Origin of the sequence: Sulfitobacter sp. JL08, from assembly GCF_003352045.1 — a bacterium.
Lineage (GTDB): Bacteria > Pseudomonadota > Alphaproteobacteria > Rhodobacterales > Rhodobacteraceae > JL08.
Genome location: NZ_CP025815.1, coordinates 4,045,905 through 4,071,799, shown reverse-complemented (window position 1 = coordinate 4,071,799; position 25,895 = coordinate 4,045,905). Strand labels below are relative to the sequence as shown.

The following is a 25,895-nucleotide window of genomic DNA, read 5'->3' as shown; positions in this document are numbered from 1 at the left end:
GCTCGTTGCGGCACATTCATTCGTGATCGCCTTGGGTGTTGTGAGACCAAAAAGGAGAGATCAGATATGTCACACACCCGTTATGCATTCGTTAAGGCCCAATGGCACGCTGACATCGTGGACCGGGCTTTGGACGGATTTTTAGAGTCTATTCCAGCAAATTCGGTGGATGTTTTTGATGTTCCCGGGGCATTTGAACTGCCGCTTATGGCGCGTGATCTGGCCAATACCGGCCAATATCATGCAATCATTTGCGCCGCATTTGTTGTTGATGGCGGTATTTATCGTCACGATTTCGTCGCTGGCGCAGTGGTCGACGGGCTGATGCGGGCCGGTCTGGACAGCGGCGTGCCGGTGCTTTCGGTATCCCTTACGCCGCATCATTATCAGGAAACCGCACATCACAAAGCGATCTACAAGGCGCATTTCGTTGAAAAGGGGCGCGAGGCGGCACAGGCGGCACGCAGCATCGTCGCGACCCGCGCGCAAGTTTCTGCGAAAGCTGCTTAACCCAGATAATCGCGCAGTGCCGCTGGCGGATTGTCCAGCAATTCGTCAGTGGCAAGCGGCGGGTGTGCGATGTTGTCAGCGACCAGAATAACCTGATCTGCAATCTGGCGGGCATCCGACGGGGCGTGGCTTACCATCAGTACAGTCGCCCCGGATTCACGCGCCAGTTCCGCAACCAGATCCAGCATTTCACGGCGCATCGCAGGGCCCAAGGCAGCAAAGGGTTCGTCCAACAGGATCAACGGTTTCTTTTGCAACAGAATCCGCGCAAGAGCGGCGCGGCTTTGCTGACCGCCCGAAACATCCGCCGGTTTGCGTGCGCCCAACCCTTGCAAGCCGACGCGCTGCAATGCGTGTTCCACCTTGGCTTGATCCTCAGAGGAAAGGCGTAGTGTCGGGTGCAGGCCAAGACCGATATTCTGGGCCAGTGACAGATGTGGGAACAGGTTATTGTCCTGAAACAGCATGGCAACAGGCCGGTTGGATGGTGCGGCCTGTGTGATGTCCGTGCCTTGCCATTTCAATTGCCCTTCGGTGATGGGTTGAAATCCCGCAATTGCATTTAACAGTGTCGATTTTCCGGCACCGGACGGCCCGATGACGGCAACAATCGCCCGGTCATCGACATCCAGATCGGCGCGCAATTCAAACGTTCCGCTGCGCAAAACGACCTTGTCCAGTTCAAGCACGCCAGCGCCCCCCTTTGTCACATATCCAGAACAGAAAAAGCGACAGCACCACAAGCAGCAAACCCGCGGCGGCGGCCGTTTCCATCTGATATGCCCCCATCAACCGGTACATCTGCAACGGCAAAGTCGCGCGTTGCGGATCGGCAAACAGCGCGATCACACCCAGATCACCCGTTGAAAGGGCCGCACCCAACCCGGCGGCGAACCCGATCTGCGGGCGTAATCTGGGCAGGATCAGTAGGCGCCAAATGCCAAGGCCCTGCACGCCCAGAGTTTGTGCCAGTGGCCCGTATTGCCCCAGAACATCCCGCATTCCCGGTACAAGGATGCGAAGCGCAAATGGCAAGGCCATCACCGCATTGACAAGCGCCGTTACCGGAACGGCCAGTGCGAACGGGTCGGCCAATGGAAAAAGCACGATGAACAGGCCCGTACCGATGACCAGGGGTGAGGCTGCAAGGCTTAGAAACCCGATGCTTTCAGTCAATCCGGTACGCGACTGTGCAATGGTTGCCGCCAGTGGCAACGCCAGCAGCAACAAGATCACGGTGCTGGTCAGCGCGATGGACAAAGACAGAAAAGCCGCGTGATAGACACTATTTGGCAGCGCAAAAAGTGCGGGCAGACCTGCCAGCACAACGGCCGTCAATGGCAGGATCAAAAACATTGCCGCACAAAGGATAAGAAGCGTATCAAGCAGTTTTGTCAGTGCTGATCTGGCATCCCAGCGTTGTGTGACCCGATCAAATCCGCGACCGAACCCGGTCTGGCTGGACACTGTCAGGGCCAGCACGGCCGCGGTTCCGGCAATCGCCATCTGCAAACAGGACAAAAACGCGGCCCGCCCCAAATCAAAATCAAACCGGAACGCCTGATAGATGGCCAGTTCTATTGTTGTGGCCTTTGGTCCGCCGCCCAGTGTCAGCGCAACGGCGAAACTGGTCAGGCAAATGGCAAACACGATTGCAAACGCACCCGGTAAAACCCGTGCTAGCATTGGCCATTCCAGCAGGCGTGCAATGCCTTTCGCATCAAAACCCAACTGTGCGGCCAGTCGAAAACGCTCGGATGGAATATCCTGCCACCCTTGCAGGATCAGCCGCGTCGCCAGTGGCAGATTGAAAAACATATGCGCCAGCACCACGCCGTGAAACCCATAGATCGACACAGGCGGCAATCCGATGCTTTCAAGCCCCTGGCTTACCCATCCGTTGCGTCCGAAAACGGCCAGCAAACCCAGGACGGCAACGATCACGGGCAGGATGAACGGTGCCCCAAGCAGCGTGATCAACACGCTGCGCCCCGGAAATGTCCGTCGCGCAAGGGCGCGCGCCACCGGAATTGCCAGCATCACGCTCAGCCCGGCAGAAACAAGCGCCTGAGACATTGTAAACCGCACGGCCGCCCAATCTGACGCGCCAAGGCTTTGCCCTGCCTCGGATCGAAGGACAACAGCCAGCAAAGTGCCCAGAACCAGCGCTGCCACCAAAGCTGCAGCGCCGATTCCGGGCCAACGGTTTACTGCGACAACGCTGAAAGCCATTCGGCCAAAGCCTGATCACGCAGTGCCGGAGCATCTGCCGAGGGCACAATCAAAGCCTTTTCAGGCTTTATCAGAGTCTCAAACCCGTCTGGCAAACCGTTTTGCGGCGTCACCGAAGGGTACATCCAGTTCGTCGTTGATATCACCGACTGAAATGCATCTGACACCATGAATTCCAGAAAAGCGTCTGCCAGTTCCGGCTGGTCGCTGCTTGCCAGTTTGGCCGCCACTTCGATCTGCATGTAATGGCCTTCTTCAAAGGCAGCTGCCGATTTGCTCGTGTCGCCTTCGGCAATCAGGTGGTATGCCGGAGAGGTGGTGTAAGACAGCACCATGTCCGCTTCGCCTTCCAGGAACAGGCCATAGGCTTCGGACCAGCCTTTCGTGACGGTCAGGATATTGTCGGACAAACCCTCCCAGATTTGGGGTGCTGCATCACCATGTGCGGTCTTGACCCACATTAGCAGACCCAAGCCCGGAGTCGATGATCTGGGATCTTGAATGACGATCTTCAGATCACTGTCGGCCAGCGCGGAAAAACTTGTCGGCGGGGTCAGATCCGCATTGTGGACAAAGGCGAAATAGCCCCAGTCATAGGGCACGAAATGATCGTCTTGCCATGGGATCGGCAAGTTGTAATCCGCAGAAACCGAATGGGGCACAAAAAGGCCCGTATCCAGTGCCGCCTGAGTCAGATTAGTGTCTAACCCTAGCACAATGTCGGCATCAGACCGTGCGCCTTCCAAACGGATACGCGCCAAAAGGGCGGCGCCATCGCCCGCCCCGACCAATTTCAGATCACAGCCGCAGGTTTTTTCAAACTCTGCTTCGATCATCGGGCCGGGCCCCCAATCGGACACAAAGCTATCATAGGTATAAATGGTCAGTTCCGGTGTTTCGGCAAAAGCCGTCGACGCGCCAATTATGCCCGCAACGAACGTGAGATACTTCATCGTATCCTCCTAATTGCGGCGTTGGGAAAAGGGGAAGAGCATTTGAGCCCGGACCTTCCCTCCGCCAGTGTTAACTGGTTCAGGTTCAACGGGTCCGCAGAATTGCATCTCAGCCAGCTAAGGCCCCCCGAGGTAGATTTGATCGTAAAGCCCGCCGATGATCTCTGCAAGCCGAAACACCTTGAGGCAGTGCCGCACCAAGGCTAGAGACAACACAAAGGAGTGTTTCATGTCGATCAACAGTTTTGGCCACCTTTTCCGCGTCACCACATGGGGCGAAAGCCACGGACCTGCCATTGGCGCAACGGTGGATGGCTGCCCACCCGGTGTGCCCGTTGACGAAGCAATGATCCAGCAGTGGCTGGACAAGCGCAAACCGGGCCAGAACAAGTACACGACCCAAAGGCGCGAGGCAGATGAGGTGCAAATTCTGTCTGGCGTATTCGAGGGCAAGACAACAGGCACGCCGGTGCAACTTTTGATCCAGAATACGGATCAGCGATCGAAAGATTATGGTGACATAAAGGACAAGTTCCGCCCCGGTCACGCCGACATCACGTATTTTCAGAAATACGGAATTCGCGACTATCGCGGCGGCGGGCGATCTTCTGCCCGGGAGACCGCCAGTCGCGTCGCCGCAGGCGGTCTGGCGCGCGAAGCCATCAAATCGCTTGTGCCGGATATTCAGATCACCGGCTACATGGTGCAGATGGGTGCGCACCCTATCGACAGGGAACGGTTCGATTGGGATCAGATCGAACAAAACCCGTTCTGGGTGCCCGATGCGCAGGCCGCAACCGATTGGGCCGCGTATCTGGACGGATTGCGCAAATCAGGCAGTTCGGTTGGCGCCGTGATTGAACTTGTTGCCCGCGGTGTGCCCGCGGGTTTGGGCGCGCCTGTCTATGCAAAACTGGATACGGATCTGGCTGCGGCGATGATGTCGATCAACGCGGTCAAGGGGGTCGAGATTGGGGAAGGCATGTCTGCCGCCATGCTTACTGGTGAACTGAATGCCGATGAAATCAGAATGGGCCCGGACGGACCGGTGTATTCGTCCAACCATGCGGGGGGAATTCTGGGCGGTATCAGCACCGGTCAGGACATTGTCGTTCGTTTTGCGGTCAAGCCCACATCTTCGATACTGACCACGCGCAAAACAGTGACTAAATCAGGTGAAAACACCGATATCATCACCAAGGGCCGCCACGATCCCTGTGTCGGGATCCGCGCCGTTCCGGTCGGAGAGGCGATGATGGCGTGTGTGCTGCTGGACCATCTATTGCTGCATCGCGGACAGGTCGGTGAAAACCAGGGTGTGATCGGGGAATAATTTGGCTTTTGGTGCGCAAAATCAAACGCCCCTGAATGGCACATGCGCAAGATGAAAGTTGAAGACGCATCATCGCGACCTGCACTTGGCATTGCGTTAAAGCTGACGGCGGTTTTCCTGTTCACCACAATGGCGGCGCTGATCAAGGCCACTTCGGATCTGGTTCCTGCAGGCGAGGCGGTGTTCTTTCGATCCTTTTTCGCGATTCCGGTGATTGTGATCTGGCTGATCCAGCGTGGCCAACTGCGCAGCGGACTGATCGCAAAAAACCCGTGGGGCCACGTGCGCCGGGGAATTTTTGGAACAACGGCGATGGGGCTTACGTTCTTTGGCCTCGGTCTTCTGCCGCTTCCCGAAGTGACGGCAATCGGGTTTGCCACGCCGATATTCACAGTCATTCTGGCGGCGATACTGCTGGGAGAGCGGATCAGGTTGATCCGTGTCGGGGCTGTCTCGCTCGGCTTGCTTGGGGTTCTGATCATATTGTCGCCGCGCTTGTCCGGTTCTTCCGGTCTGACCGATCAGGCCACCATCGGGGCGCTGATGATACTGGTTGCCACCTTTATGCGGTCGCTGGTGCAGATCCAGATACGTCAGATGGTTCAGACAGAACACACGGCTGCCATAGTGTTTTACTTTTCGGCAACTGCATCCCTGTTGTCACTGATGACATTGCCGTTCGGATGGGTGGTGCCTGACCTTACGACAATCGCACTTTTGGTTCTGGCCGGGCTGATGGGGGGCGTCGCACAAATTCTGATCACTTCGGCATATCGCTTTGGAACAGTGTCTATGCTGGCCCCTTATGATTATGCCTCGATGCTGTTTGCGATTGTGATCGGCTATGTCTGGTTTGGCGAGCTGCCAACGCTGGTCATGCTCTTTGGTGCGACGCTGGTGATCAGCGCCGGTGTCCTGGTGATCTGGCGCGAACACCACCTCGGGCTTGAAAGGCGCAAGGCCCGTTCCGTGACCGACCCGAAAGCCTAGCAATGCTATTCATCAAAACGGAGCGTGATCCGTACCGTCCCAACAGGAGCAAACATGACCGACGCAAACACCCACAAAGCTGAAATGAAAGCCGTGCAGGCCAAACACCGCGAGAAAATCGCCGAGGCAAAAGACCCCGGGCGCGGTCTGGTGCTTGTCCATACTGGCAACGGAAAGGGCAAATCCAGTTCCGCATTCGGGGTTATTGTGCGGGCGCTGGGCTGGAAACAGAAGGTTGGTGTCGTGCAGTTTATCAAGGGCACGTGGATCACCGGCGAACGGCAGTTCTTTGGCAGGTTGGGGCAGGTGGTCTGGCACACGATGGGCGAAGGTTTCACCTGGGATACACAGGACAAGGATCGCGATATCGCGGCTGCGACGGCGGCCTATCAGAAAGCCTGCGAAATGATGGAAAGCGGTGAATTCGACCTGATCGTTCTGGACGAAATCAATATCGCGCTGCGGTACGATTATCTGGATGTGGCTGCCGTTCTTGACGGGCTGAAGGCGCGATCTGACAAAACCGGCGTGATCCTGACAGGGCGCGATGCCAAGCCGGAATTAATGGAATACGCCGATTTAGTGACTGAAATGACCGAAATCAAACACCCCTATGCCGCCGGGATCAAGGCGCAGCGCGGCGTGGATTTCTAGGATAGCATTCGGGTGGCCTGACATGTCAGGCCACCTTTTGCTTACCTGCAGACTGCCGGATCAGGCGCGCACCAGTTTTTCATAGCCTTGCGCAATCTCGCGGGTCAGTGCGCCGACTTCGAAATTGTAATCCCCGATCTGGCCAACCGGAGTCACTTCGGCGGCGGTGCCGGTCAGCCAGCATTGTTCAAACCCTTCCAGTTCTTCGGGCATGATATGGCGTTCATGCACCTTGATCTGGCGGTCTTTCAGCATTCCGATCACGGTTTGCCGCGTCAGGCCGTTCAGAAAGCAATCCGGGTCGGGGGTGTGAACCTCGCCGTTCTTGACGAAAAAGATGTTTGCGCCGGTGGCTTCGGCGACATAGCCGCGATAATCGAACATCATCGCATCCGAACAACCTTTGGCCTCTGCCGCGTGTTTGGACATGGTGCAGATCATGTAAAGGCCAGCCGCTTTAGCGTGGCTTGGAATGGTTTCGGGGCTTGGGCGCTTCCATTTTGAAATGTCCAGCTTGGCGCCTTTCATCTTGGCGTCGCCGTAATAGGCACCCCATTCCCATGCCGCGATCGCCATGCGCACCGGGTTGCGGGCCGATGCGACACCCATGTCTTCGCCCGCGCCGCGCCAGGCGACTGCGCGCACATAGGCGTCCTGCAATCCGCTTGCCGCCAGAACCTCGACTTTGGCGGCCTCGATCTCGTCGATGGTGTATGGAATTTCGAAATCGATCATCTGCGCCGAACGCTTCAGGCGTTCGGAATGTTCGCGCGATTTGAAGATTTTGCCATTATACGCGCGTTCCCCTTCAAAGACAGAGGACGCATAGTGCATGGCATGGGTCAGAATGTGGACGTTGGCGTCGCGCCAGTCGATCATTTTGCCGTCCATCCAGATGTAGCCATCCCGATCATCATATCGTCCCGCCATGATAGAATCCTCCTATGCGTTGCGATTGTCTTTGCATATATTGCGCAAATTATGGCCACTTCGGACATATAATTGCGCGAAAACTGCGATTCGATATCGCTTCGCCCTTGGAATGTCAACAACACTGACGTAAGCTGCCGCAAATCAGTTCAGTAAACGAGGGTATCATGGCCGAAGGGCGTGCGGCACAAGGGTACGGGGGTGAAAGCCTGCTGTTCCTCACGGACGAACAGTTGCGACAAGGGATCGAGGCAATGTTCTTTGCCTATCGCGGCTTTACCGCTGATCCCGACCGGATTCTTTCCGACATGGCCTATGGTCGGGCACATCACCGCGCGGTTCATTTCATCAGCCGCGCGCCGGGGACCACGGTGAACAACCTGCTGAACATTCTGGGCGTAACCAAACAATCGCTGAACCGCGTTTTGCGCACCCTGATACAGGATGGTCTTGTAGAAAGCCGTGTTGGCAAAACCGACAAACGCGAGCGCCACCTGCACCTGACGGAAAAAGGCGCCGAGCTGGAACGCACCCTTTCGGATGCACAACGCGAACGCATGCGTGCCGCCTATCGCGAAGCTGGCCCCGAGGCGGTCAGCGGGTTTCGCCAGGTTCTGGAGGCAATGATGGACGCCGACCTGCGGCGCAAATACGTCAGGCTGAAGGAGGCAGGCCAATGAGCGAGATGGACGCCCACCTGCTGATTGTGGACGATGATGAACGCATCCGCAGCCTGCTGCAAAAGTTTCTGGTGCGTAACGGATTTCTGGTCACATCGGCCCGCGATGCAGCCCATGCACGGCGCATTCTGTCGGGTCTGGATTTTGATATGATCGTCATGGATGTCATGATGCCGGGCGAAGACGGCGTGTCTTTAACCAGATCCCTGCGGGAAAACTCGCAAACGCCCATTTTGCTGCTGACGGCAAAGGGCGAAACCGAAAACCGCATCGAAGGGCTGGAGGCCGGTGCGGATGACTATCTGGCAAAGCCGTTCGAGCCCAAAGAACTGCTTTTGCGGATCAACGCGATTTTGCGGCGCATGCCCGAAACACCTGCCGAAAGCACCGCGCCGAAAATCCTGCATCTTGGCCCGATCCGGTACGATATTGAACGCGGCCAGATGTGGCAGGGCGTAGAACCTGTCCGGCTGACGGCCACGGAAAGCCAGTTGATGAAAATCTTTTCGTCCTGTCCCGGTGAACCGGTCAGCCGGGCCAAACTGGTCGAAGATCTGGGGCGCGATCTGGGGCAGGCGCAGGAACGGGCCGTCGATGTCCAGATCACCCGTTTGCGCCGCAAGATCGAAGAAAATTCGAAACAGCCCCGGTATCTGCAAACCGTGCGCGGGGCCGGATACATGCTGGCCCCCGATTAGACCGCCGGTCGGGATTCAAGTATTTTTAAAAAGGTGAAGACGGAAGATGCAGACTGCCCTGATTACCCACGCCGATTGTCTGGACCATGTCACGCCCGAAGGACACCCGGAACGTTTGGCGCGGCTGGAACATGTGCTGCACGCGCTGGCGCCGCTGAACCTGCCACAGATCACAGCGCCTTTGGCCGCCGAAGATGATGTTTTGCGGGTTCATCCGGCATCCTATCTGGCAGATCTGCGCCGCACGGCACCCAAATCGGGCGCCGCACAGATTGACGCGGATACATGGATGTCACCGGGCACGTTAACGGCCGCTTTTCGTGCGGCGGGCGCCGTTGTGCGTGCCGTTGATATGGTTCTGGCAGGTGAGACCGGCAATGCGTTTTGTGCCACGCGCCCACCCGGGCATCATGCGGAAACAGACACTGCAATGGGGTTCTGTTTCATCGGCAACGCTGCATTGGCGGCGAAATACGCGTTGGATCACCACGGGTTGAACCGTGTTGCGGTCGTTGATTTCGATGTCCACCACGGCAACGGAACGCAGGATATCTTATGGGACGAAAAGCGCTCTTTGCTGGTTACGTCACAGCAAATGCCGCTGTGGCCGGGCACCGGACGCGCCGATGAAGCCGGTGCGTATGATAACATCCTGAATATTCCGCTGCCGCCCGGTTCGGATGGCGAAGATATGAAAAAGGCCTATTCAGAGACTGCTTTTCCCCGATTGCTGGCCTTTGATCCCGATCTGATCATCATCAGTGCGGGCTTTGACGCGCATCGCGATGATCCGCTGGCACAGCTTGACTGGACCACAGAAGATTTTGCGTGGATCACGGAACAGATTTGCGCCATCGCAGCAAAATGCTGCAACGGGCGCGTGGTCTCGACACTGGAAGGCGGGTATGATCTGACTGCGCTGGCCGCCGCAGCGCACGCCCATGTACAAGAATTGATGAAAGCCGCGATATGACCGATACCCCGACCGACACCCCGGTAAACGAAATGACATTTGAACAGGCCATGGCCGAGCTTGAACAGGTCGTGACCCAGCTTGAGCGCGGCGATGTCGCGCTGGATGCGTCCATCAGCCTTTATGAACGGGGCGCTGCCCTGAAAAAACGCTGTGAGGCCAAGCTGAAGGAAGCCGAAGAAAAAGTGGCTATGATCACACTGGATGCGGATGGTGCGGCAACCGGAACGAAACCTGTCGAAGGTCTCTGACGTGTTTGATGTTCGCCTGAAGGCAGCCGCAACGGCTGTTCAGGCTCATTTTGACAAGATACTGCCGACGCGGCCCGCCCTTCCTGTGATCAAAGGTATGTCTTATGCGGTTGGGGGCGGGAAACGCTTGCGAGCCTTTCTGGTGCTGGAATCGGCGCGGTTGCATTCTGTCGACCCGCAGCAGGCGATCTGGCCGGCCGCCGCGATTGAAGCCATGCACGCCTACAGCCTAGTTCACGACGATTTGCCATGTATGGACGATGATGATTTGCGGCGCGGTCTGCCGACACTTCATGTCAGATGGAACGAGGCGACGGCGGTTCTGGTCGGCGATGCATTGCAAAGTCTTGCGTTTGAATGTGTGACCCACCCCGAATGCGGATCTGCAGAAATCCGGGTCGAACTGGCCAGAAGTCTTGCCATTGCCAGCGGCGTGCAGGGTATGGTTTTGGGACAAGCGCTTGATATCGCCGCCGAAACAGCGGAATTGCCATTGTCGCTGGACGAAATTACTGCGCTTCAGGTGAACAAGACCGGCGCCCTGATCCAGTGGTCTTGCGAGGCGGGTGCGATCATGGCCATGGCAGACAATCGTGCGCTGCGCCAATTCGCGCAAGCATTGGGGCTTGCTTTCCAGATTGCCGACGACATCTTGGATGTGGAAGGCGATGCATCCAAGGCTGGCAAGCGGGTCGGCAAAGACGATGCCGCAGGCAAGGCGACGTTTGTGTCACATCTGGGTCTGGACGGGGCAAAGAAACGCGCCAGAGAACTTGTCCAAGCCGCCTGTGATGCGCTGGATGGCTATGGATCAGAGGCGCAAACCTTGCGGGAGGCGGCGCGGTTCGTTATCTCGCGCGACAGCTAGGCACAGTTAGGCCTTGTGCCACAGGAGGCGCATATGAACGACCGGCCCAAAACGCCATTGCTGGACACGATTGATCGTCCGGCAGACCTGAAACAGTTGACCGACCGCCAGTTGACCCAACTGGCCGGGGAACTGCGTGCGGAAACGATTTCGGCGGTTTCGGTCACGGGGGGCCATCTGGGGGCCGGGCTGGGTGTGGTCGAACTGACAGTTGCACTGCATGCCGTTTTTGACACGCCACGCGATAAGCTGGTTTGGGACGTGGGGCACCAGTGTTATCCGCATAAAATCCTGACGGAACGGCGCGACCGGATCAGAACATTGCGGATGAAGGACGGGTTAAGCGGCTTCACCAAACGATCTGAATCGCCCTATGATCCTTTCGGAGCAGCCCATTCTTCGACGTCGATCAGTGCTGCATTGGGGTTTGCCGTTGCGTGCGATCTGGGCGGCAACACGCCCGAAGGATTGGGCGATGCCATCGCCGTGATCGGTGATGGTGCCATGAGTGCCGGAATGGCCTATGAGGCCATGAACAATGCAGGCCATTTGAAAAAGCGGCTGATTGTCATCCTGAACGACAATGAAATGAGCATTGCACCGCCTGTCGGTGCCATGTCGTCTTATCTGAGCCGCCTTTACGCAGAAGAGCCGTTTCAGGAATTAAAGGCTGCAGCCAAGGGCGCGGTGTCCCTGCTGCCCGAACCGTTTCGCGAGGGGGCCAAACGCGCCAGGGATGTTCTCAAAGGCATGGCCGTTGGCGGAACGCTGTTCGAAGCGCTTGGGTTTTCTTATGTCGGGCCGATCGACGGGCACGACATGTCGCAGCTTTTGCCGGTGCTGCGCACCGTAAAGCAGCGCGCCACAGGCCCGATCCTGATTCACGTGATTACAAAAAAGGGCAAAGGCTACGCCCCTGCCGAAGCCGCGCGGGACAAAGGCCATGCCACAGCCAAGTTTGATGTTGTAACCGGCAAACAGGCCAAGACGCCTTCGAACGCACCCAGTTATACCAGCGTTTTCGCCAAGGCATTGCTGGCCGAAGCGGCGGCAGATGACAAGATTTGTGCCGTCACCGCCGCGATGCCGGACGGAACCGGGTTGAATATGTTTGCAGACCGGTATCCCAGTCGATGCTTTGACGTCGGTATTGCCGAGCAGCACGGGGTTACATTTTCGGCCGCTTTGGCCGCAGGCGGGATGAAGCCGTTTTGCACGATGTATTCCACGTTTTTGCAGCGCGGTTACGATCAGGTGGTGCATGATGTGGCCATTCAGCGGCTGCCGGTCCGTTTCGCGATTGACCGCGCGGGGCTGGTCGGCGCTGACGGCGCGACCCATGCAGGCAGCTACGACATTGCGTATCTCGCAAATTTGCCCGGTTTTACCGTCATGGCGGCCGCGGACGAGGCGGAATTGATGCATATGGTGGCCACCGCTGCTGCGCATGACAGTGGCCCGATTTCCGTTCGTTTCCCGCGCGGAGAAGGTGTGGGTGTCGATTTGCCTGAGCGGGGCGAGATTTTGGAAGTTGGCAAAGGCAGGATCGTTCAGAATGGTGCACGGGTGGCCATCTTGTCCTTTGGGACCCGTCTGTCCGAAGTTAGGAAAGCGGCAGAATCGCTGGGCGCGAAGGGGATTAACCCCACGATTGCCGATGCGCGCTTTGCCAAACCGCTGGACAGGGATCTGATCCTGTCGCTGGCGCGCAACCACGAGGCCCTGATCACGGTCGAAGAAGGTGCCGTGGGTGGATTTGGCAGCCATGTTGCACAGTTGATCGCGGAAGAAGGCATTTTTGATACGGGTCTGCGATACCGGTCCATGGTTCTGCCTGATACGTTCATCGATCAGGCAAGCCCGGCGGACATGTATGCCAGCGCTGCAATGAACGCCGAACATATCGAAGCCAAGGTTCTGAACGTTCTGGGCATTGCGGCTATTGGTGAAAAAAGGGCCTGATAGGGTCTATTTTTTGGTACTGTCCGCCAGCATGGCCTGCAATCCTTCGCGGTAGGTGGGAAAGCTGAGGCGCACGTTCAATTCGTCCTTGATCCGGTCATTTCGCACACGTTTGCTTTCTGCATAAAAGCTGCGCGCCATCGGGGTAAGATCGGCATCTTCAAAGGCAATTTCCGGCGGAACGGGCAGGTTCAGTAATTGCGCGGCATAGCCGATCACATCCTGCGGCGGGGCCGGATCATCATCGCAAAGGTTGTAGACAGCGCCGGGATTGGGGCAGGTGATTGAGGCCATCAGGACTTTGGCAATGTCTTCCACGTGAATGCGCGAAAACACCTGCCCGTCTTTCACGATCCTGCGCGCGGTCCCATTCCGGACCTTTTCGAACGGTCCGCGGCCCGGCCCGTAAATCCCGGCCAACCGGAATATGTGCAATGGCAAGCCGGCAACCGATTGCCATTCTGCTTCGGCTTTCATCCGTGCAGTGCCGCGTTTTGTGCTGGGGGTCAGCGGTGTTTTTTCGTCAACCCACCCGCCCTGATGGTCGCCGTAAACACCGGTTGTCGACAAATATCCGACCCAGGTCAGATCCTTTGCCCTGTTTGCGATGGCATCACGGCACTGGGCCAGTACAGGATCACCTGATCCATCCGGGCCGGCCGAAACCAGAATATGACTGGCCTGCGCGATATGGTCCCGCATATCCGCACCCGGCCAGATAACCGGCGTAATTCCGTTCTGTTCAAGCTGCTTTGCCTTCTGATCTGATCGTGTTGTTCCGATCACACGCCACCCCAGCGGTAAAAGCAGGCGTGCCAGCGCCTGCGCTGAATACCCGTGACCGAAAGAAAGCAGCGTTTTTGTCATGGAACATCAGATGCGCAATGCCGGCCAAATATGCAAGCGCTACAAGGCACTTGATCGACAAAGGCAGTGTCGGGTCTAATGGGGTCATGACTTCGAAACCGCCAAACCTGTCCAGAGCGTATTCTCTTTCCTCGCCCGAGGATTCAAAACGGCTGTATGCAGACTGGGCAGAAAGCTACGATAAGGACTTTGTCGGGGAACAGGGGTACATCCTGCATTTGCAGGTTGCCCAGCATTTCGTCGCATCTGGCGGGCAGGGCCCTGTTCTGGATGTCGGGGCAGGTACCGGCGTGTGTGGCGCCGCCCTGCGCGAACTGGGCATTTCCGAGATCGAAGCAACGGACATTTCTGCCGACATGCTGAAGGTGGCCGCCGCAAAGGATGTTTATCGCAGCCTGTTCACAGCGGACCTTTTGCAGGGGTTGCCGGTTGCCGACAACAGCTATGGCGGGATCGTCAGTTCGGGTACGTTTACGGCGGGCCATGTTGGCCCACAGGCGATTGATGAACTTGCGCGCGTTGCAAAACCCGGTGGGTTGATTGCGCTTTCCATTAACGCCAAGCATTTTGGGTCAGCCGGGTTTGCCGCCAAATTCGAGACTCTGAATGGCAGTATTTATGATTTGTCTCTGACAAATGTGCGGATTTACGAAGCCACGACAAAGGGCGAACACAAAGACGATCAGGCCTTTGCCGCACAGTTTCGAAAGGCCTAACGCCCCTTCCAGACCGGATCCCGTTTTTCCGCGAAAGCGCGCGCGCCTTCCAACTGGTCTTCGGATGCATAAAGCGTGTCGACCGAAGGAATTTGCCGCCTTGTGATCCGGTTCATCGCGTCCTGAAATTTCGAATCTTCCGCGTCGCGCACGATTTCCTTGATCGCCGCGTAAACCAGTGGCGGCCCCGAGGCGAGAAGCCGGGCAAGCTCCCACGCGCGATCCATCAGCTGATCCGCCGGAATCACTTCGTTCACAAGGCCCCAATGATGCGCCTCGGGTGCGTCGAACCAGCGACCGGTCAGCAGCAATTCCATCGCGATGTGATAGGGAATGCGTTTGGGCAGTTTTACCGAAGCCGCATCAGCCACCGTTCCGGACCTGATTTCCGGCAATGCAAAAGTGGCATGATCCGCAGCCAGAATAATGTCCGCGCTCAAGGCCAGTTCAAGCCCGCCACCACACGCGATGCCGTTTACGGCTGCAATCACGGGTTTGTTCATGCCCCGCAATTCCTGCAATCCGCCAAAGCCACCGACACCGTAATCGCCATCAACCGCATCACCGTCTGCCGCTGCTTTCAGATCCCAACCGGGGCAGAAAAATTTCTCTCCTCCACCAGTGATAATCGCAACGCGCAATTCCGGATCGTCACGAAACCGCGCAAATACATCACCCATTTCGCGTGAGGTCAGCAGATCAATGGCGTTGGCCTTTGGGCGATCCAGCGTGACTTCAAGGATCGGACCTTCGGTTCTTGTTTTAAGCGGTGACATTCATGTGGCCTTTCTAATCAGGGCATCTGCGGCAACAGCGCGCGTCGGTGTGCATATCAGCGGATTAACCTCAACCTCGCAAACCGTATCGGCGTTTTCAACAACATAGGCCTGTATGGCCTGAACTGCCGCACAGATCGCGTTCATATCGGCTGCGGGCTGGCCCCGGAAACCGATCAGCAAAGGATAGGTTTTCAGCCTTGTCAGAGCCTGTTTTACCGCTGTGTCAGAAGCCGGTACCATCAACGACACCGCATCTGAAAGTATTTCCGTCAACGTCCCGCCGGCGGCCAGTGTCAGAACAAAACCGTGTGCCGGATCGCGGGTGATCCCGACAAGCAACTCTGCAACACCGCCCGTGATCATTTCTTCGATCAGAAACGTCTCGGTTGGCATTTCTCTTGCAACTGCGTGAACCTCGGCCGCCTTCAGGCCAACCCTGACCGCACCGACGTCGGATTTATGCGCAATTCCGATCCCCTTGAGAACAAGCGGTTCCGGCATGACGGTGGCCATTTTTTCTGCGGCTTCCGGACTTTCCGCAATATCCAGAAGCGGAACCGACAGACCATGCTGCGCCAGCGCCACCTTGGCTTGCACTTCGGTCAGAACGGTGCCGTCCCGGTCCCGGCCGGGGGGCAGCATCGGTTCGCGAATGGGGGCGTTTTTCGGTGCGGCGGCTTCGGCAGCGGCAATCGCCTCGCTCAGGCCAAGCATCGGGGTCACACCACCAGCGGCAAGTTGGGCGGCAACGTCCTGCGGCATAAGTTCGGGCAGTGTGGCGACCACGGCAACCGGCCGCCCTGTCCGCTTTCGAACCTCAAGTGCGGCATTGGTTGCGCAAACCCAATCAGACGCATCGGTATGAGGATAGTCGACAATGCTGAGTGTCAGCGCAATATCGGGTGCCGCCATAGGGGTCCAGGCATCGGCCATCGCACCATCATTGCGCCAGATATAGGTGTGGTAATCCAACGGGTTTGCTAAGGCGACTTTTGGCCCCAAAGCCTTTTTCAGAGCCTGCTTTTGCTCTGAATCAAGCGGTGGAAATTCAACATTGCGGCCATGTGCGGTATCAGCGGCCAGGCTCGCCTCCCCGCCGGAGCAACTGATTGATGACAACCGGTTCGATGCCAGCCGCCCGTTGAAGTGAAGCAGCTTGAGGGTTTCCAGAAAGGTCGGCAGATCATGCACCCGCGAGATACCCAGCCGGTCCAGAACGGCCTGTGCGCCTGCATCACTTCCCGCCAGTGATGCCGTGTGCGAAACTGCGGCTTTCTGAGCGTGTTCTGACCGCCCGACTTTCAGGGCAATCACAGGAACACCGCGTTCGTACGCGGCCAGCGCAAAGCGTTCCCAGGCGGAAAGCGATCCGAACCCTTCGATGTGAACCCCGATTGCGGTGACGCGCGGGTCGTCCAGCAAACCGCACGCAATATCGGCCTGAGACGTCTGGGCCATATTTCCGCACGTAACGGTGTACGCGATAGGCAATCCGCGTTTCTGCATCGTCAGATTGATCGCGATATTTGACGATTGCGTCAGGATGGCAACGCCCCGGTCAACCCGCGCGCATCCATGTTGATCCGGCCACAGCAACGCCCCGTCCAGCGCATTAATGAACCCGTAACAGTTCGGGCCCAGAATTGGCATCGCACCGGCGGCAGCAACCAGTTCCGCCTGCAAACCGGTGCCTGTTGCATCTTCGGCAGCGGCTTCGGCAAACCCGGACGCAAAACATACCGCACCGCCTGCGCCCATGCCCCGCAATCCGGTGACGGTTGCGATTGTGGCCTGGCGGTTGATGCCGACAAAGGTGGCATCCGGCGGTTCGGGTAGATCCGTAAGTGTTGTATACGCTTCAATCCCGCCAAAGGCACCGCCGTTGGGGTGAACGGGCCAAATGGACCCGCTGAATCCCATTTTCTGTGACTGGGCGATCACCTGCGCGCACCACGCTCCGCCTCCGATCACCGCAATCGATTTCGGCCGGAACAATCTTGACAGGTCAGACATCACCGAAATCCCGTTCTGGGTCGGACAAGCCGGCGTTTCTGGATATTTTTAAACAGAAGAAGCAATGCTTTATTAACTTTGGCAGTTCATTCGGGTCAGGCGGTACAGGCGGGGACGCCGATGACCGTAACAGGAGAAGGCCCCCTGCCGCGCGAACCGCAGGCAGGGGGCTGGACCTTGTTCTTCTGTTTTCAAATATCCCTGCCGGAGGCATGGTTAAGCGCCCAGCGCCCGAAGCAGTTCGCGACTGATGATATGGCGCTGAATTTCGGACGTACCGTCCCAGATACGTTCCACACGTGCGTCGCGCCAGAACCGTTCCAGCGGATAATCATCCATCAGACCCATGCCACCGTGTATTTGGATCGCCGCATCTGTGACGCGTGCCAGCATTTCAGAGGCATATAGTTTGGCTGACGCAATCTCGCGGTTGGCGGGCAGCGATTTATCCAGGCGGTCAGCGGCGGCAAGCGTCAAAAGATCGGCGGCATCGATTTCGGTGATCATGTCGGCAATCTGGAACGAAACGCCTTGGAATTTGCCGATTTTCTGACCGAACTGTTCGCGGGTGGCCGCATAGTCCAGCGCATAGTCGAAAACGCGGCGTGCCCGCCCGACCGACATGGTGGCAACCGTAATCCGTGTTGCGTAAAGCCAAGTGTTCATCACCTCAAAGCCGCCGTCAACATCGCCCAGAACCTGCGCATCCGGCAAACGGCAGTCATCAAATTCCAGTATCATGTTCTTGTAGCCGCGGTGGCTGACCGATTTGTATCCGTCACGAATGGTGAAGCCCGGCGTGCCGCGATCAACCAGAAAGGCCGTGATGCGCTTTTTTGGGCCTTTTGGTGTCTGATCTTCGCCGGTTGCGATGAACACGATGATGAAATCGGCATGGTCCGCGCCCGAGATGAAGTGCTTTGTGCCATTCACCACCCAATCGCCGCCATCGCGTATTGCCGCACATTTCATGCCGCGTACATCAGATCCGGCGCCAGGTTCGGTCATGGCCAGTGCATCCATCCGTTCGCCGCGTATTGCGGGTGTCAGGTATCGTTCGATCTGTTCGCCCTCGCACGCCATCAGAATGTTTTGTGGACGGCCGAAAAAATGGTTCAGTGCCATGGAGCCGCGGCCCAGTTCCCGTTCGACCAGTGCGAATTCCATATGGTTCAGGCCGGCACAGCCTACGCTTTCCGGAAAATTGCAGGCATAAAACCCAAGCTCGATGGTTTTGCGTTTGATCTCGTCCGCGATCTCCTGAGGGACGTCGCCTGTACGTTCAACAAGTTCTTCATGCGGGTAGATTTCTTTTTCGACAAAGGATCGCACCGTTGATGCAATCATTTCCTGTTCGTCTGTCAGCCCGTATTGCATTGCGTAAATCCCTTTGATCAGCCGAGGAACAGGTTACGGGGATTGCTTTTGTCCATCGTGCTGAAATAGTCAGTTATCATGCAAAGCTGGTCAAAAACTTCTTCGCTCTGTCAGCGTTACGGCCTGGTTCTTTATGACGGGTTTTCCAATCACTGTCTGGCAAACACGGTAGAACCTTTGCGCGCCGCGAACATGTTGTCGGGGCGGCAGTTGTATCAATGGGTCTTCTTGACGGTGAACGGGTTGCCCGCAACATCTTCCAGCGGGTTGGAGGTACGCCCGCATACACCCTTGAAGGATGCCGAGGGTGATATGCTTTTGGTCATGCCGTCTTACGGGTTTCGCACACATGCCACATGGCAAAACCGTGCAGCCTTGGGTTCGGCTGCAAAGCAGTTCAAGGTTCTGGCTGGTATGGATACCGGAAGCTGGCTGTTGGCGCATGCCGGATTGCTGTCGGGGCACCGCGCTACAATTCATTGGGAAGAACTGGCGGCGTTTGCCGAAGAATTTCCCGACATCGACGGCGTTCGGGAACGGTTTGTCATAGATGGCGACAGGGTCACGTGCAGCGGTGCCATGGCAGCCTTTGATATGGTGATGTTTCTGATTGGCCGTGATCATGGGCAAGCCCTTGCGCTGGAAGTTGCGCAGCTTTTCATGTCGGGCCATCCGCAGGTCGCTATGCCGGTCGGGCGCGGGCGCAGCCGAAGCGTGACCAATCGGGCCATTGCATTGATGCAAGAGCATGTAGAAGACCCGCTGACCATTGCGGCCATCGCGTTTCGGGTCGGATGCACCCAAAAAACGCTTGAGGCACGAATGCGCACCGCAACAGGCGCCGCACCGCAAAAAGTCTATCGGCGGATACGTCTTATTGTAGCAAGAAAGCTAGTGTTAGAGACTGTTTTGCCCGTTTCAGAGATTGCATTGCGCTGCGGCTATCAGGATGCGAGTGCAATGACGCGCGCGTTCAAAGCGGAATTCGGAACAACCCCGCGCGCCCTGCGGCTTGCCCTTGTCTGAGGATGCGCTTGTTGCAGTCGGGCGCAGACCCGATGAAACCGGATCAGCTTGCGTAATCCGATCCCTCCTGGTCCAGGATCGCTTTTAGCTCTTCCAGATGGCGGTCTGCCTGTCCGGGATAATCGTCCAGTTCCTGTGCCGTCTTTTCGGCAACATCATCGGGCAGTACCCGCAACGGCTGGCCTGTTTGCAAAGCGCGGATATAGGTTTCGGCTGCGCGTTCGAAGTAATAGAGCCTGTTGAACGTGTCCGCGACGGAATCACCGATAATCATGATGCCGTGATTGCCCATTATCATAACCTTATGCTTTGGATTGGTCAGCAAGGCGGCACAACGTTCGCCTTCCTCTTCAAAGGCAAGACCGCCATACCCGTCATCGATCACGTACCGGTTGAAAAACGTGGCGCAGTTCTGATCAATCGGTGGCAGGCGGCTGTCCGCCAGCGAGGCCAGGACAGTGGCATGTATGGAATGGACGTGCATCGCGCAGCGCGCATGCGGGCAATGCCGGTGCAGACCGCCATGCAGGCCCCAGGCGGTCGGATCGGGCGCGTTCGGCCCTATCAGGGTTTCGGGGTCATTGGCGTCTACCACGATCAGATCGCCGGCCTTGATCCGGGAAAAATGGCGCTGGTTCGGGTTCATCAGGAAACGGGTGCCGTCGTCGTTGATGGACAGGCTGAAATGATTGGCTACGGCCTCGTGCAGGTTCAACCTTGCGGTCCATCGGAACGCCGCCGCCAGATCGACGCGTTCCTGCCAGTGGTCCATATTGGTTCGTATCTGAGCAACTGTCATGGGATATCTTTCTTTTGGTTTTCCGGCGTATTTCGTTCGATCTGCAAGCTTGCCGTATTTTGCGGATCAGTCGGGTGCGGCATCGTCTGTTGGGCGGCTGGCCACCCACGCATAGCCGTTTTCGCACAGAATATAGGTTTCCCGCAAACCATGTGGTTTGTTCGTCGGTTCCTGTAAAACCACTGCACCGGCTGTGTGCGCCTTTTCGGCGGTGATATCCGGATCGCTATCGTAAAGCCGGATTTCAATACCAGCGCCGCGCGGCGGGTTTTCGGGCAGCAACCCCAGCAACGGATTACTGTGATATGTCCCGTCAGAGTGAAGCTGAAACACCTGGGATTGATAGGTCACAATCGCGAAATCCGCGCTTGCTTGATGGTAACTCATGCCAAAAACAGTCTCTAAAAAGGCGCATTCGGCCAGAACATCCCTGACCAGCAGGTTCAGGCCGATGCCCCGCAGCGATGCGCCGAAAGCCTCGGCTGAAACGGTTTCGAAATCCATGGACACTCTCTCCTTATGGTTCAGCTTGATCATGCCCTTGACGCATGTCAACGTACCGCATGAACAACACAACACCACTTTCATGGGCGCAGACAGCGCCACGTCTTGTCGCTGTCGCCGCCGGACGCAGCACAGCCGATACCGTGATCCGCAACGGGATCTGGGTGAATGTGCACACGCGTGAATGTTTACCCGGCCATGATATCGCGATCGCCGAAGGGCGCATTGCCTATGTCGGAACAGATGCATCGCATTGTATCGGCCCCGATACCGAAATCATTGACGCAGACGAGCGCTATTTGATCCCGGGGCTTTGCGATGCGCATATGCACATCGAAAGCGGCATGCTGACGCCGGCGGAATTTGCGCGGGCTGTGATCCCGCATGGCACCACGTCGATGTTCACCGACCCGCATGAAATTGCCAATGTTCTGGGCCTTTCCGGGGTCCGCATGATGCATGACGAGGCGTTGATGCAACCGATCAACATCTTTACGCAGATGCCGTCCTGCGCGCCGTCTGCGCCGGGGCTGGAAACCACAGGGTTTGAAATATCCCCCGAAGATGTGGCCGAAGCGATGTCATGGCCCGGCATCATCGGCCTCGGTGAAATGATGAACTTTCCCGGTGTGATCAATGGTGACCCGAAGATGCTGGCCGAAATTGCGGCTACGCAGATGGCAGGGAAAACCGTTGGCGGACATTATGCATCGCCTGATTTAGGGTCGAATTTCGCGGCATATGTGGCCGGCGGCCCAGCCGATGATCACGAAGGCACATGCGAAGCGGATGCAATTGCGCGCGTCCGTCAGGGTATGGGTTTGATGATGCGGCTGGGGTCTGCGTGGTATGATGTTGAAACCCAGATCACAGCCGTGACCGAAAAGGGGCTGGATTCGCGCAGTTTCATCCTGTGCACCGATGATTGCCATTCCGGTACATTGGTGAACGAAGGACATATGAACCGTGTTGTGCGCCACGCAATTGCCTGTGGTTGTGATCCCGTCGTTGCCTTGCAGATGGCGACGATCAACACTGCCACGCATTTTGGGCTGGAACGCGAAATCGGGTCCATCACTCCGGGCCGGCGCGCGGATATCGTTCTGACGTCTGATTTGGAAACGCTGCCGATCGAACATGTCATCGCACGTGGAAAAACAGTCTCTGAAAAGGGAAAATGCCTGGTCGAATGCCCGCATTACCCCTGGCCGGATACCGCGCGCGGCACCGTGCACCTTGGCCACAGCCTGACCGAAACAGATTTTGAAATTGCAGCCCCCAAAGGCGCAAACAGCGCCCGCGTCAACGTGATCGGAGTTGTTGAAAATCAGGCGCCGACACAGGCGCTGGTGCGTGATCTGCCGGTCGATAACGGGCTGATCGAAGGACAGGGCGATACGTTTCAGATTGCATTGGTAGAACGGCACCGCGCCACCGGCGGCGTGGTGAACGGGTTTGTATCCGGATTTGGGTACACCGGCCGCATGGCCATGGCTTCGACTGTGGCGCATGACAGCCACCATATGATTGTCGTTGGCACGGACCGCGCGCAGATGGCGTTGGCGGCAAATCGTCTTGCCGACGTGGGTGGCGGTATAACGGTGTTCAAGGATGACGTGGAACTGGCGCTGGTTGAATTGCCGATTGCCGGATTGATGTCGGACAGTCCGGCACAAGAGGTTGCCGCAAAGGCGCAAGCGATGATGAAAGCGATGCAGACCTGCGGCTGCACATTGAACAATGCCTATATGCAACATTCCCTTTTGGCGCTGGTTGTCATCCCCGAGTTACGGATATCCGATCTGGGGCTGGTCGATGTGACGCGATTTGAAAAGATCAATCTGATCAGGACAGACAGATGACCGAGATAAGCACCATCAAGACGCCGGATGTGCCCGAAGCCGAAACCTTTCGGGATGCCAAGGCCGCCGTGGCGCGGCTTGAACTGATGTACGAAACAGCCACCGGATTCTTGCGGAAAAATTTCAGGCGCGCGATGGAAGAAGGATACCCGACCGCGCGGTATCGGGCCTTTTATCCAGAAATCCGGTTCACCACCACAAGCTATGCGCATGTGGATACGCGGCTCAGTTTCGGTCATGTCGCGGCACCGGGCACCTATGCCTCCAGTATCACGCGCCCGGATCTGTTTCGGAACTATCTGATCCAGCAGATTGGGCTGCTGATCGAAAACCACGGCATGCCCGTACAGATCGGGCTGTCCGATACACCGATTCCCGTGCATTTTGCCGTTGTCGGTGACGAAACGCTTGATGTTCCACAGGAAGGCGCATCCGATTTTATCCTGCGCGATTACTTTGATGTCCCTGATCTGAGCACCACAAACGACGATATCGTAAACGGAACCTACGCGACCCCGGACAATGTCGGTGTTCTGGCCCCGTTTACGGCCCAGCGCGTGGATTATTCACTGGCGCGCCTTGCGCATTACACCGCAACCGACCCGCATCATTTTCAGAACCATGTTCTGTTCACCAACTATCAGTTCTACGTCGCCGAATTCGAAGCGTTCGCGCGTTCCCAGCTTGCCGATCCGAACAGCGGATATACAAGCTTTGTCAGCACGGGAAACATGGTGATCACGTCTGCTGACGCGCCATTGGATCACCTGTTGAAGTTGCCGCAAATGCCCACGTACCACCTGAAGCGCGAGGACGGGTCCGGTATAACTCTGGTCAATATCGGTGTCGGCCCTTCAAACGCCAAAACCGCAACGGATCACATCGCCGTTTTACGGCCACATGCCTGGCTGATGGTGGGACACTGCGCCGGTTTGCGGAATTCGCAGGCGCTGGGCGATTTCGTTCTGGCCCATGCCTATTTGCGCGAAGATCATGTTCTGGACGATGATCTGCCGGTCTGGACCCCGATCCCGGCGTTGGCCGAAATCCAGATTGCTCTGGAACAAGCGGTTGCTGCCGTGACCAAACTGGAAGGGTTCGAGCTGAAGCGGATCATGCGCACCGGAACGGTTGCCACGATCGACAATCGCAACTGGGAACTGCGCGATCAGTCGGGGCCGGTGCAGCGTCTGTCGCAATCCCGCGCAATTGCTCTGGACATGGAAAGCGCCACGATCGCAGCGAACGGGTATCGTTTTCGGGTTCCCTATGGCACGCTGCTTTGCGTTTCCGATAAGCCACTGCATGGCGAATTGAAGCTGCCGGGGATGGCATCAGACTTTTACAAGACCCAGGTTGCGCGGCATTTGATGATCGGAATCCGGGCAATGGAAGCGTTGCGTGGCATGCCTCTGGATCGGCTTCACAGCCGGAAATTACGGTCTTTTGACGAGACTGCGTTCCTTTGAAACGGCCTTTTGGGTGAAAAACCCGCAAAAAAGGGCAAAAAAGCGCTGTTTTCCTCTTGCGCTTAACCACTATTCGTTGTGTTCCTACACTATATTCCGTTACATTACGCGAATGAGGCCCTAAGTTTCGGGCAGCCGAAGGAGACCTAAAATGGCGAAACCAATGACCAAAACCCAACTCGTCGCCGCACTGGCCGATGAAATGGGAACAGACAAAAAAGCAGCAGCAGGTGCGCTGGATTCAGTGTGTGCGCTGATCACACGCGAAGTTTCCGGCGGCGGCGCCGTAACATTGCCCGGCGTTGGCAAAATCTATTGCCGCGAACGGCCCGAGCGCATGGTGCGCAACCCGGCCACAGGTGAACAGTTCAAGAAAGACGCGGACAAAGTCGTCAAGATGACGATTGCCAAAGCGTTGAAAGACAGCGTTAACGGCTGATCTTGACCTTGTTTCGAATTGCGGAAAGGGTCGTCCCGATGGGGCGACCCTTTCTAATTGGGGCAGACTGAATGGACACGCGCGCAATTGGCATGGGGCTGGCTTTTGCCCTTATGTGGTCCTCTGCCTTTACGTCCGCCCGCTTTATCGTTGTGGATGCCTCGCCGCTGTTAGCGCTGTCAGTACGCTATCTGATCTCTGGCCTTCTGGGCATAGCGATTGCCCGCGCAATGGGGCAAAGCTGGCATCTGACATCGGACCAGTGGCGTGCAACGATCCTGTTTGGCGTGTGTCAGAACGCGCTTTATCTGGGTTTGTTTTTTGTCGCCATGCAAACGATCGAAGCGTCCCTCGCCGCGATCATCGCATCAACCATGCCGTTGCTGGTTGCCGTGGCCAGCTGGGCCTTTCTGGGCGAACGGTTGAAGCCGCTGGGTATTCTGGGGCTGGTGCTTGGCATGATCGGGGTCGTGCTGATCATGGGCGCCCGTTTTCAGGGTGGCGTTGATCTCTATGGCCTTGCCTTGTGTTGCGTTGGCGTTCTTGCGCTGACATTTGCAACAATGGCGGTGCGGCGGGCGACATCAGGTGGAAGTTTTCTGATGATTGTTGGGTTGCAGATGTTGGTGGGGTGCGTGGCACTTGCCATTGTGGCCTTGTTGTTTGAAACGCCGCGGCTTAACCCGACACCGACACTCGCCATCGCGTTTGCGTATACAACGCTTGTTCCCGGGTTGATCGCGACCTTGGTCTGGTTCTTTCTGGTCAACCGGATCGGTGCAACGCGCGCTGCGACGTTCCATTTTCTCAATCCGTTTTTCGGTGTGGCGATCGCATCGCTTTTTCTGGCCGAAGCGCTGGGCCCGCGGGACGTCATCGGCGTGTCAATTATTGCCGCAGGTATTCTGGCAGTTCAGGTGTCGCGCCAATCCGGCAAATTGAAATCGCGCTCCTGGTCTGATCCATAGCGGGTTGACTTGAGCGGGGCAGCAATCGCAACTGGGGTTCAA

26 protein-coding genes and 1 riboswitch are annotated in these 25,895 nt (G+C 57.1%); of the genes, 16 read left to right on the top strand and 10 right to left on the bottom strand.

Going from position 1 to position 25,895, the window contains the following annotated elements; genetic code table 11:
* Positions 1 to 66 precede the first annotated feature (66 nt).
* Entirely contained in the window at positions 67 to 510 is a 444-nt protein-coding gene (locus C1J05_RS19985; RefSeq protein ID WP_114871798.1) for a 6,7-dimethyl-8-ribityllumazine synthase, read from the top strand.
* On the opposite strand, the gene thiQ is transcribed toward C1J05_RS19985, so the two are convergent.
* From thiQ to thiB, 3 genes are read right to left on the bottom strand one after another with little or no spacing between them, the layout of a single operon-like run.
* Entirely contained in the window at positions 507 to 1,199 is a 693-nt protein-coding gene (gene thiQ / locus C1J05_RS19980) for a thiamine ABC transporter ATP-binding protein (protein WP_114872476.1), read from the bottom strand. The genes C1J05_RS19985 and thiQ overlap by 4 nt on opposite strands.
* Positions 1,192 to 2,742: a thiamine/thiamine pyrophosphate ABC transporter permease ThiP gene (locus C1J05_RS19975; protein ID WP_114871797.1), complete on the bottom strand. Its 1,551-nt coding sequence runs from the start codon at positions 2,740 to 2,742 to the stop codon at positions 1,192 to 1,194. The genes thiQ and C1J05_RS19975 overlap by 8 nt, the downstream gene beginning before the upstream one ends.
* Positions 2,718 to 3,695, bottom strand: a complete 978-nt coding sequence (thiB, locus tag C1J05_RS19970) for a thiamine ABC transporter substrate binding subunit (RefSeq protein WP_114871796.1) — start codon at positions 3,693 to 3,695, stop codon at positions 2,718 to 2,720. Before thiB ends, C1J05_RS19975 begins: the two co-directional genes overlap by 25 nt.
* 39 nt (positions 3,696 to 3,734) lie before the next feature.
* A riboswitch (TPP riboswitch) is annotated at positions 3,735 to 3,835 on the bottom strand.
* A gap of 89 nt (positions 3,836 to 3,924) precedes the next feature.
* Between thiB and aroC the strand changes: the two genes are divergently transcribed.
* Genes aroC through cobO form a run of 3 tightly spaced genes read left to right on the top strand, consistent with a single transcriptional unit; the run spans position 3,925 to position 6,672 of the window.
* On the top strand, positions 3,925 to 5,028 hold the full coding sequence (aroC, locus tag C1J05_RS19965) for a chorismate synthase (protein ID WP_114871795.1): 1,104 nt from the start codon (positions 3,925 to 3,927) through the stop codon (positions 5,026 to 5,028).
* Between the two features lie 51 nt (positions 5,029 to 5,079).
* Positions 5,080 to 6,018 carry a DMT family transporter gene (locus C1J05_RS19960; RefSeq protein WP_114872475.1) on the top strand — a complete coding sequence of 313 codons (939 nt, stop codon included), beginning with the start codon at positions 5,080 to 5,082 and terminating at the stop codon, positions 6,016 to 6,018.
* Between the two features lie 54 nt (positions 6,019 to 6,072).
* Positions 6,073 to 6,672: a cob(I)yrinic acid a,c-diamide adenosyltransferase gene (cobO, locus tag C1J05_RS19955; RefSeq protein ID WP_114871794.1), complete on the top strand. Its 600-nt coding sequence runs from the start codon at positions 6,073 to 6,075 to the stop codon at positions 6,670 to 6,672.
* 60 nt (positions 6,673 to 6,732) lie between these two features.
* Here the strand turns inward: cobO and C1J05_RS19950 are convergent, their stop codons facing one another.
* Positions 6,733 to 7,602 carry a branched-chain amino acid aminotransferase gene (locus tag C1J05_RS19950; protein ID WP_114871793.1) on the bottom strand — a complete coding sequence of 290 codons (870 nt, stop codon included), beginning with the start codon at positions 7,600 to 7,602 and terminating at the stop codon, positions 6,733 to 6,735.
* 167 nt (positions 7,603 to 7,769) lie between these two features.
* Between C1J05_RS19950 and C1J05_RS19945 the strand changes: the two genes are divergently transcribed.
* Genes C1J05_RS19945 through dxs form a run of 6 tightly spaced genes read left to right on the top strand, consistent with a single transcriptional unit; the run spans position 7,770 to position 13,034 of the window.
* Positions 7,770 to 8,282, top strand: a complete 513-nt coding sequence (locus C1J05_RS19945) for a MarR family winged helix-turn-helix transcriptional regulator (RefSeq protein ID WP_114871792.1) — start codon at positions 7,770 to 7,772, stop codon at positions 8,280 to 8,282.
* Positions 8,279 to 8,980, top strand: a complete 702-nt coding sequence (locus C1J05_RS19940; protein WP_114871791.1) for a response regulator — start codon at positions 8,279 to 8,281, stop codon at positions 8,978 to 8,980. Before C1J05_RS19945 ends, C1J05_RS19940 begins: the two co-directional genes overlap by 4 nt.
* A 46-nt stretch (positions 8,981 to 9,026) precedes the next feature.
* Positions 9,027 to 9,953, top strand: coding sequence for a histone deacetylase family protein (locus C1J05_RS19935; protein ID WP_114871790.1), 927 nt, complete (start codon positions 9,027 to 9,029; stop codon positions 9,951 to 9,953).
* Positions 9,950 to 10,204: an exodeoxyribonuclease VII small subunit gene (locus C1J05_RS19930; protein WP_114871789.1), complete on the top strand. Its 255-nt coding sequence runs from the start codon at positions 9,950 to 9,952 to the stop codon at positions 10,202 to 10,204. Before C1J05_RS19935 ends, C1J05_RS19930 begins: the two co-directional genes overlap by 4 nt.
* A gap of 1 nt (position 10,205) precedes the next feature.
* Positions 10,206 to 11,072, top strand: coding sequence for a polyprenyl synthetase family protein (locus tag C1J05_RS19925; RefSeq protein WP_368073723.1), 867 nt, complete (start codon positions 10,206 to 10,208; stop codon positions 11,070 to 11,072).
* Between the two features lie 33 nt (positions 11,073 to 11,105).
* Positions 11,106 to 13,034, top strand: coding sequence for a 1-deoxy-D-xylulose-5-phosphate synthase (gene dxs / locus C1J05_RS19920; RefSeq protein WP_114871787.1), 1,929 nt, complete (start codon positions 11,106 to 11,108; stop codon positions 13,032 to 13,034).
* 6 nt (positions 13,035 to 13,040) lie between these two features.
* Here the strand turns inward: dxs and C1J05_RS19915 are convergent, their stop codons facing one another.
* Complete coding sequence (locus tag C1J05_RS19915; RefSeq protein WP_114871786.1) at positions 13,041 to 13,901, bottom strand: SDR family oxidoreductase; 861 nt, start codon at positions 13,899 to 13,901, stop codon at positions 13,041 to 13,043.
* 86 nt (positions 13,902 to 13,987) lie between these two features.
* Between C1J05_RS19915 and C1J05_RS19910 the strand changes: the two genes are divergently transcribed.
* Positions 13,988 to 14,617: a class I SAM-dependent DNA methyltransferase gene (locus C1J05_RS19910; protein WP_114872474.1), complete on the top strand. Its 630-nt coding sequence runs from the start codon at positions 13,988 to 13,990 to the stop codon at positions 14,615 to 14,617.
* Here C1J05_RS19910 and C1J05_RS19905 read toward each other — a convergent pair.
* From C1J05_RS19905 to C1J05_RS19895, 3 genes are all read right to left on the bottom strand, one after another.
* Positions 14,614 to 15,393 carry a carnitinyl-CoA dehydratase gene (locus tag C1J05_RS19905; RefSeq protein WP_114871785.1) on the bottom strand — a complete coding sequence of 260 codons (780 nt, stop codon included), beginning with the start codon at positions 15,391 to 15,393 and terminating at the stop codon, positions 14,614 to 14,616. The genes C1J05_RS19910 and C1J05_RS19905 overlap by 4 nt on opposite strands.
* Positions 15,394 to 17,409, bottom strand: coding sequence for an acetate--CoA ligase family protein (locus C1J05_RS19900; protein WP_114871784.1), 2,016 nt, complete (start codon positions 17,407 to 17,409; stop codon positions 15,394 to 15,396).
* A gap of 216 nt (positions 17,410 to 17,625) precedes the next feature.
* Complete coding sequence (locus tag C1J05_RS19895; RefSeq protein WP_114871783.1) at positions 17,626 to 18,786, bottom strand: acyl-CoA dehydrogenase family protein; 1,161 nt, start codon at positions 18,784 to 18,786, stop codon at positions 17,626 to 17,628.
* Between the two features lie 234 nt (positions 18,787 to 19,020).
* Between C1J05_RS19895 and C1J05_RS19890 the strand changes: the two genes are divergently transcribed.
* The gene (locus tag C1J05_RS19890; protein WP_441351696.1) at positions 19,021 to 19,812 is read left to right on the top strand and encodes a GlxA family transcriptional regulator; all 792 of its coding nucleotides are present in this window, start codon (positions 19,021 to 19,023) and stop codon (positions 19,810 to 19,812) included.
* Positions 19,813 to 19,855: 43 nt separating this feature from the next.
* Here C1J05_RS19890 and C1J05_RS19885 read toward each other — a convergent pair whose 3' ends face one another.
* Together C1J05_RS19885 and C1J05_RS19880 are read right to left on the bottom strand one after the other, a co-directional pair.
* Positions 19,856 to 20,611: a class II aldolase and adducin N-terminal domain-containing protein gene (locus C1J05_RS19885; protein WP_114871781.1), complete on the bottom strand. Its 756-nt coding sequence runs from the start codon at positions 20,609 to 20,611 to the stop codon at positions 19,856 to 19,858.
* Positions 20,612 to 20,677: 66 nt separating this feature from the next.
* Entirely contained in the window at positions 20,678 to 21,115 is a 438-nt protein-coding gene (locus C1J05_RS19880) for a glyoxalase (RefSeq protein ID WP_114871780.1), read from the bottom strand.
* Positions 21,116 to 21,174: 59 nt separating this feature from the next.
* Between C1J05_RS19880 and ade the strand changes: the two genes are divergently transcribed.
* The 4 genes from ade to C1J05_RS19860 all read left to right on the top strand — a co-directional run bounded on the left by ade (position 21,175) and on the right by C1J05_RS19860 (position 25,853).
* Positions 21,175 to 22,977: an adenine deaminase gene (ade, locus tag C1J05_RS19875; RefSeq protein WP_114871779.1), complete on the top strand. Its 1,803-nt coding sequence runs from the start codon at positions 21,175 to 21,177 to the stop codon at positions 22,975 to 22,977.
* A 5-nt stretch (positions 22,978 to 22,982) separates the two neighbouring features.
* Positions 22,983 to 24,446 (top strand): AMP nucleosidase, encoded by a 1,464-nt coding sequence (locus C1J05_RS19870; RefSeq protein ID WP_205389311.1) that lies wholly within the window; start codon positions 22,983 to 22,985, stop codon positions 24,444 to 24,446.
* Positions 24,447 to 24,597: 151 nt separating this feature from the next.
* The gene (locus tag C1J05_RS19865) at positions 24,598 to 24,885 is read left to right on the top strand and encodes an HU family DNA-binding protein (protein WP_114871777.1); all 288 of its coding nucleotides are present in this window, start codon (positions 24,598 to 24,600) and stop codon (positions 24,883 to 24,885) included.
* A gap of 71 nt (positions 24,886 to 24,956) precedes the next feature.
* Positions 24,957 to 25,853 (top strand): DMT family transporter, encoded by an 897-nt coding sequence (locus C1J05_RS19860; protein WP_114871776.1) that lies wholly within the window; start codon positions 24,957 to 24,959, stop codon positions 25,851 to 25,853.
* Positions 25,854 to 25,895 lie beyond the last annotated feature (42 nt).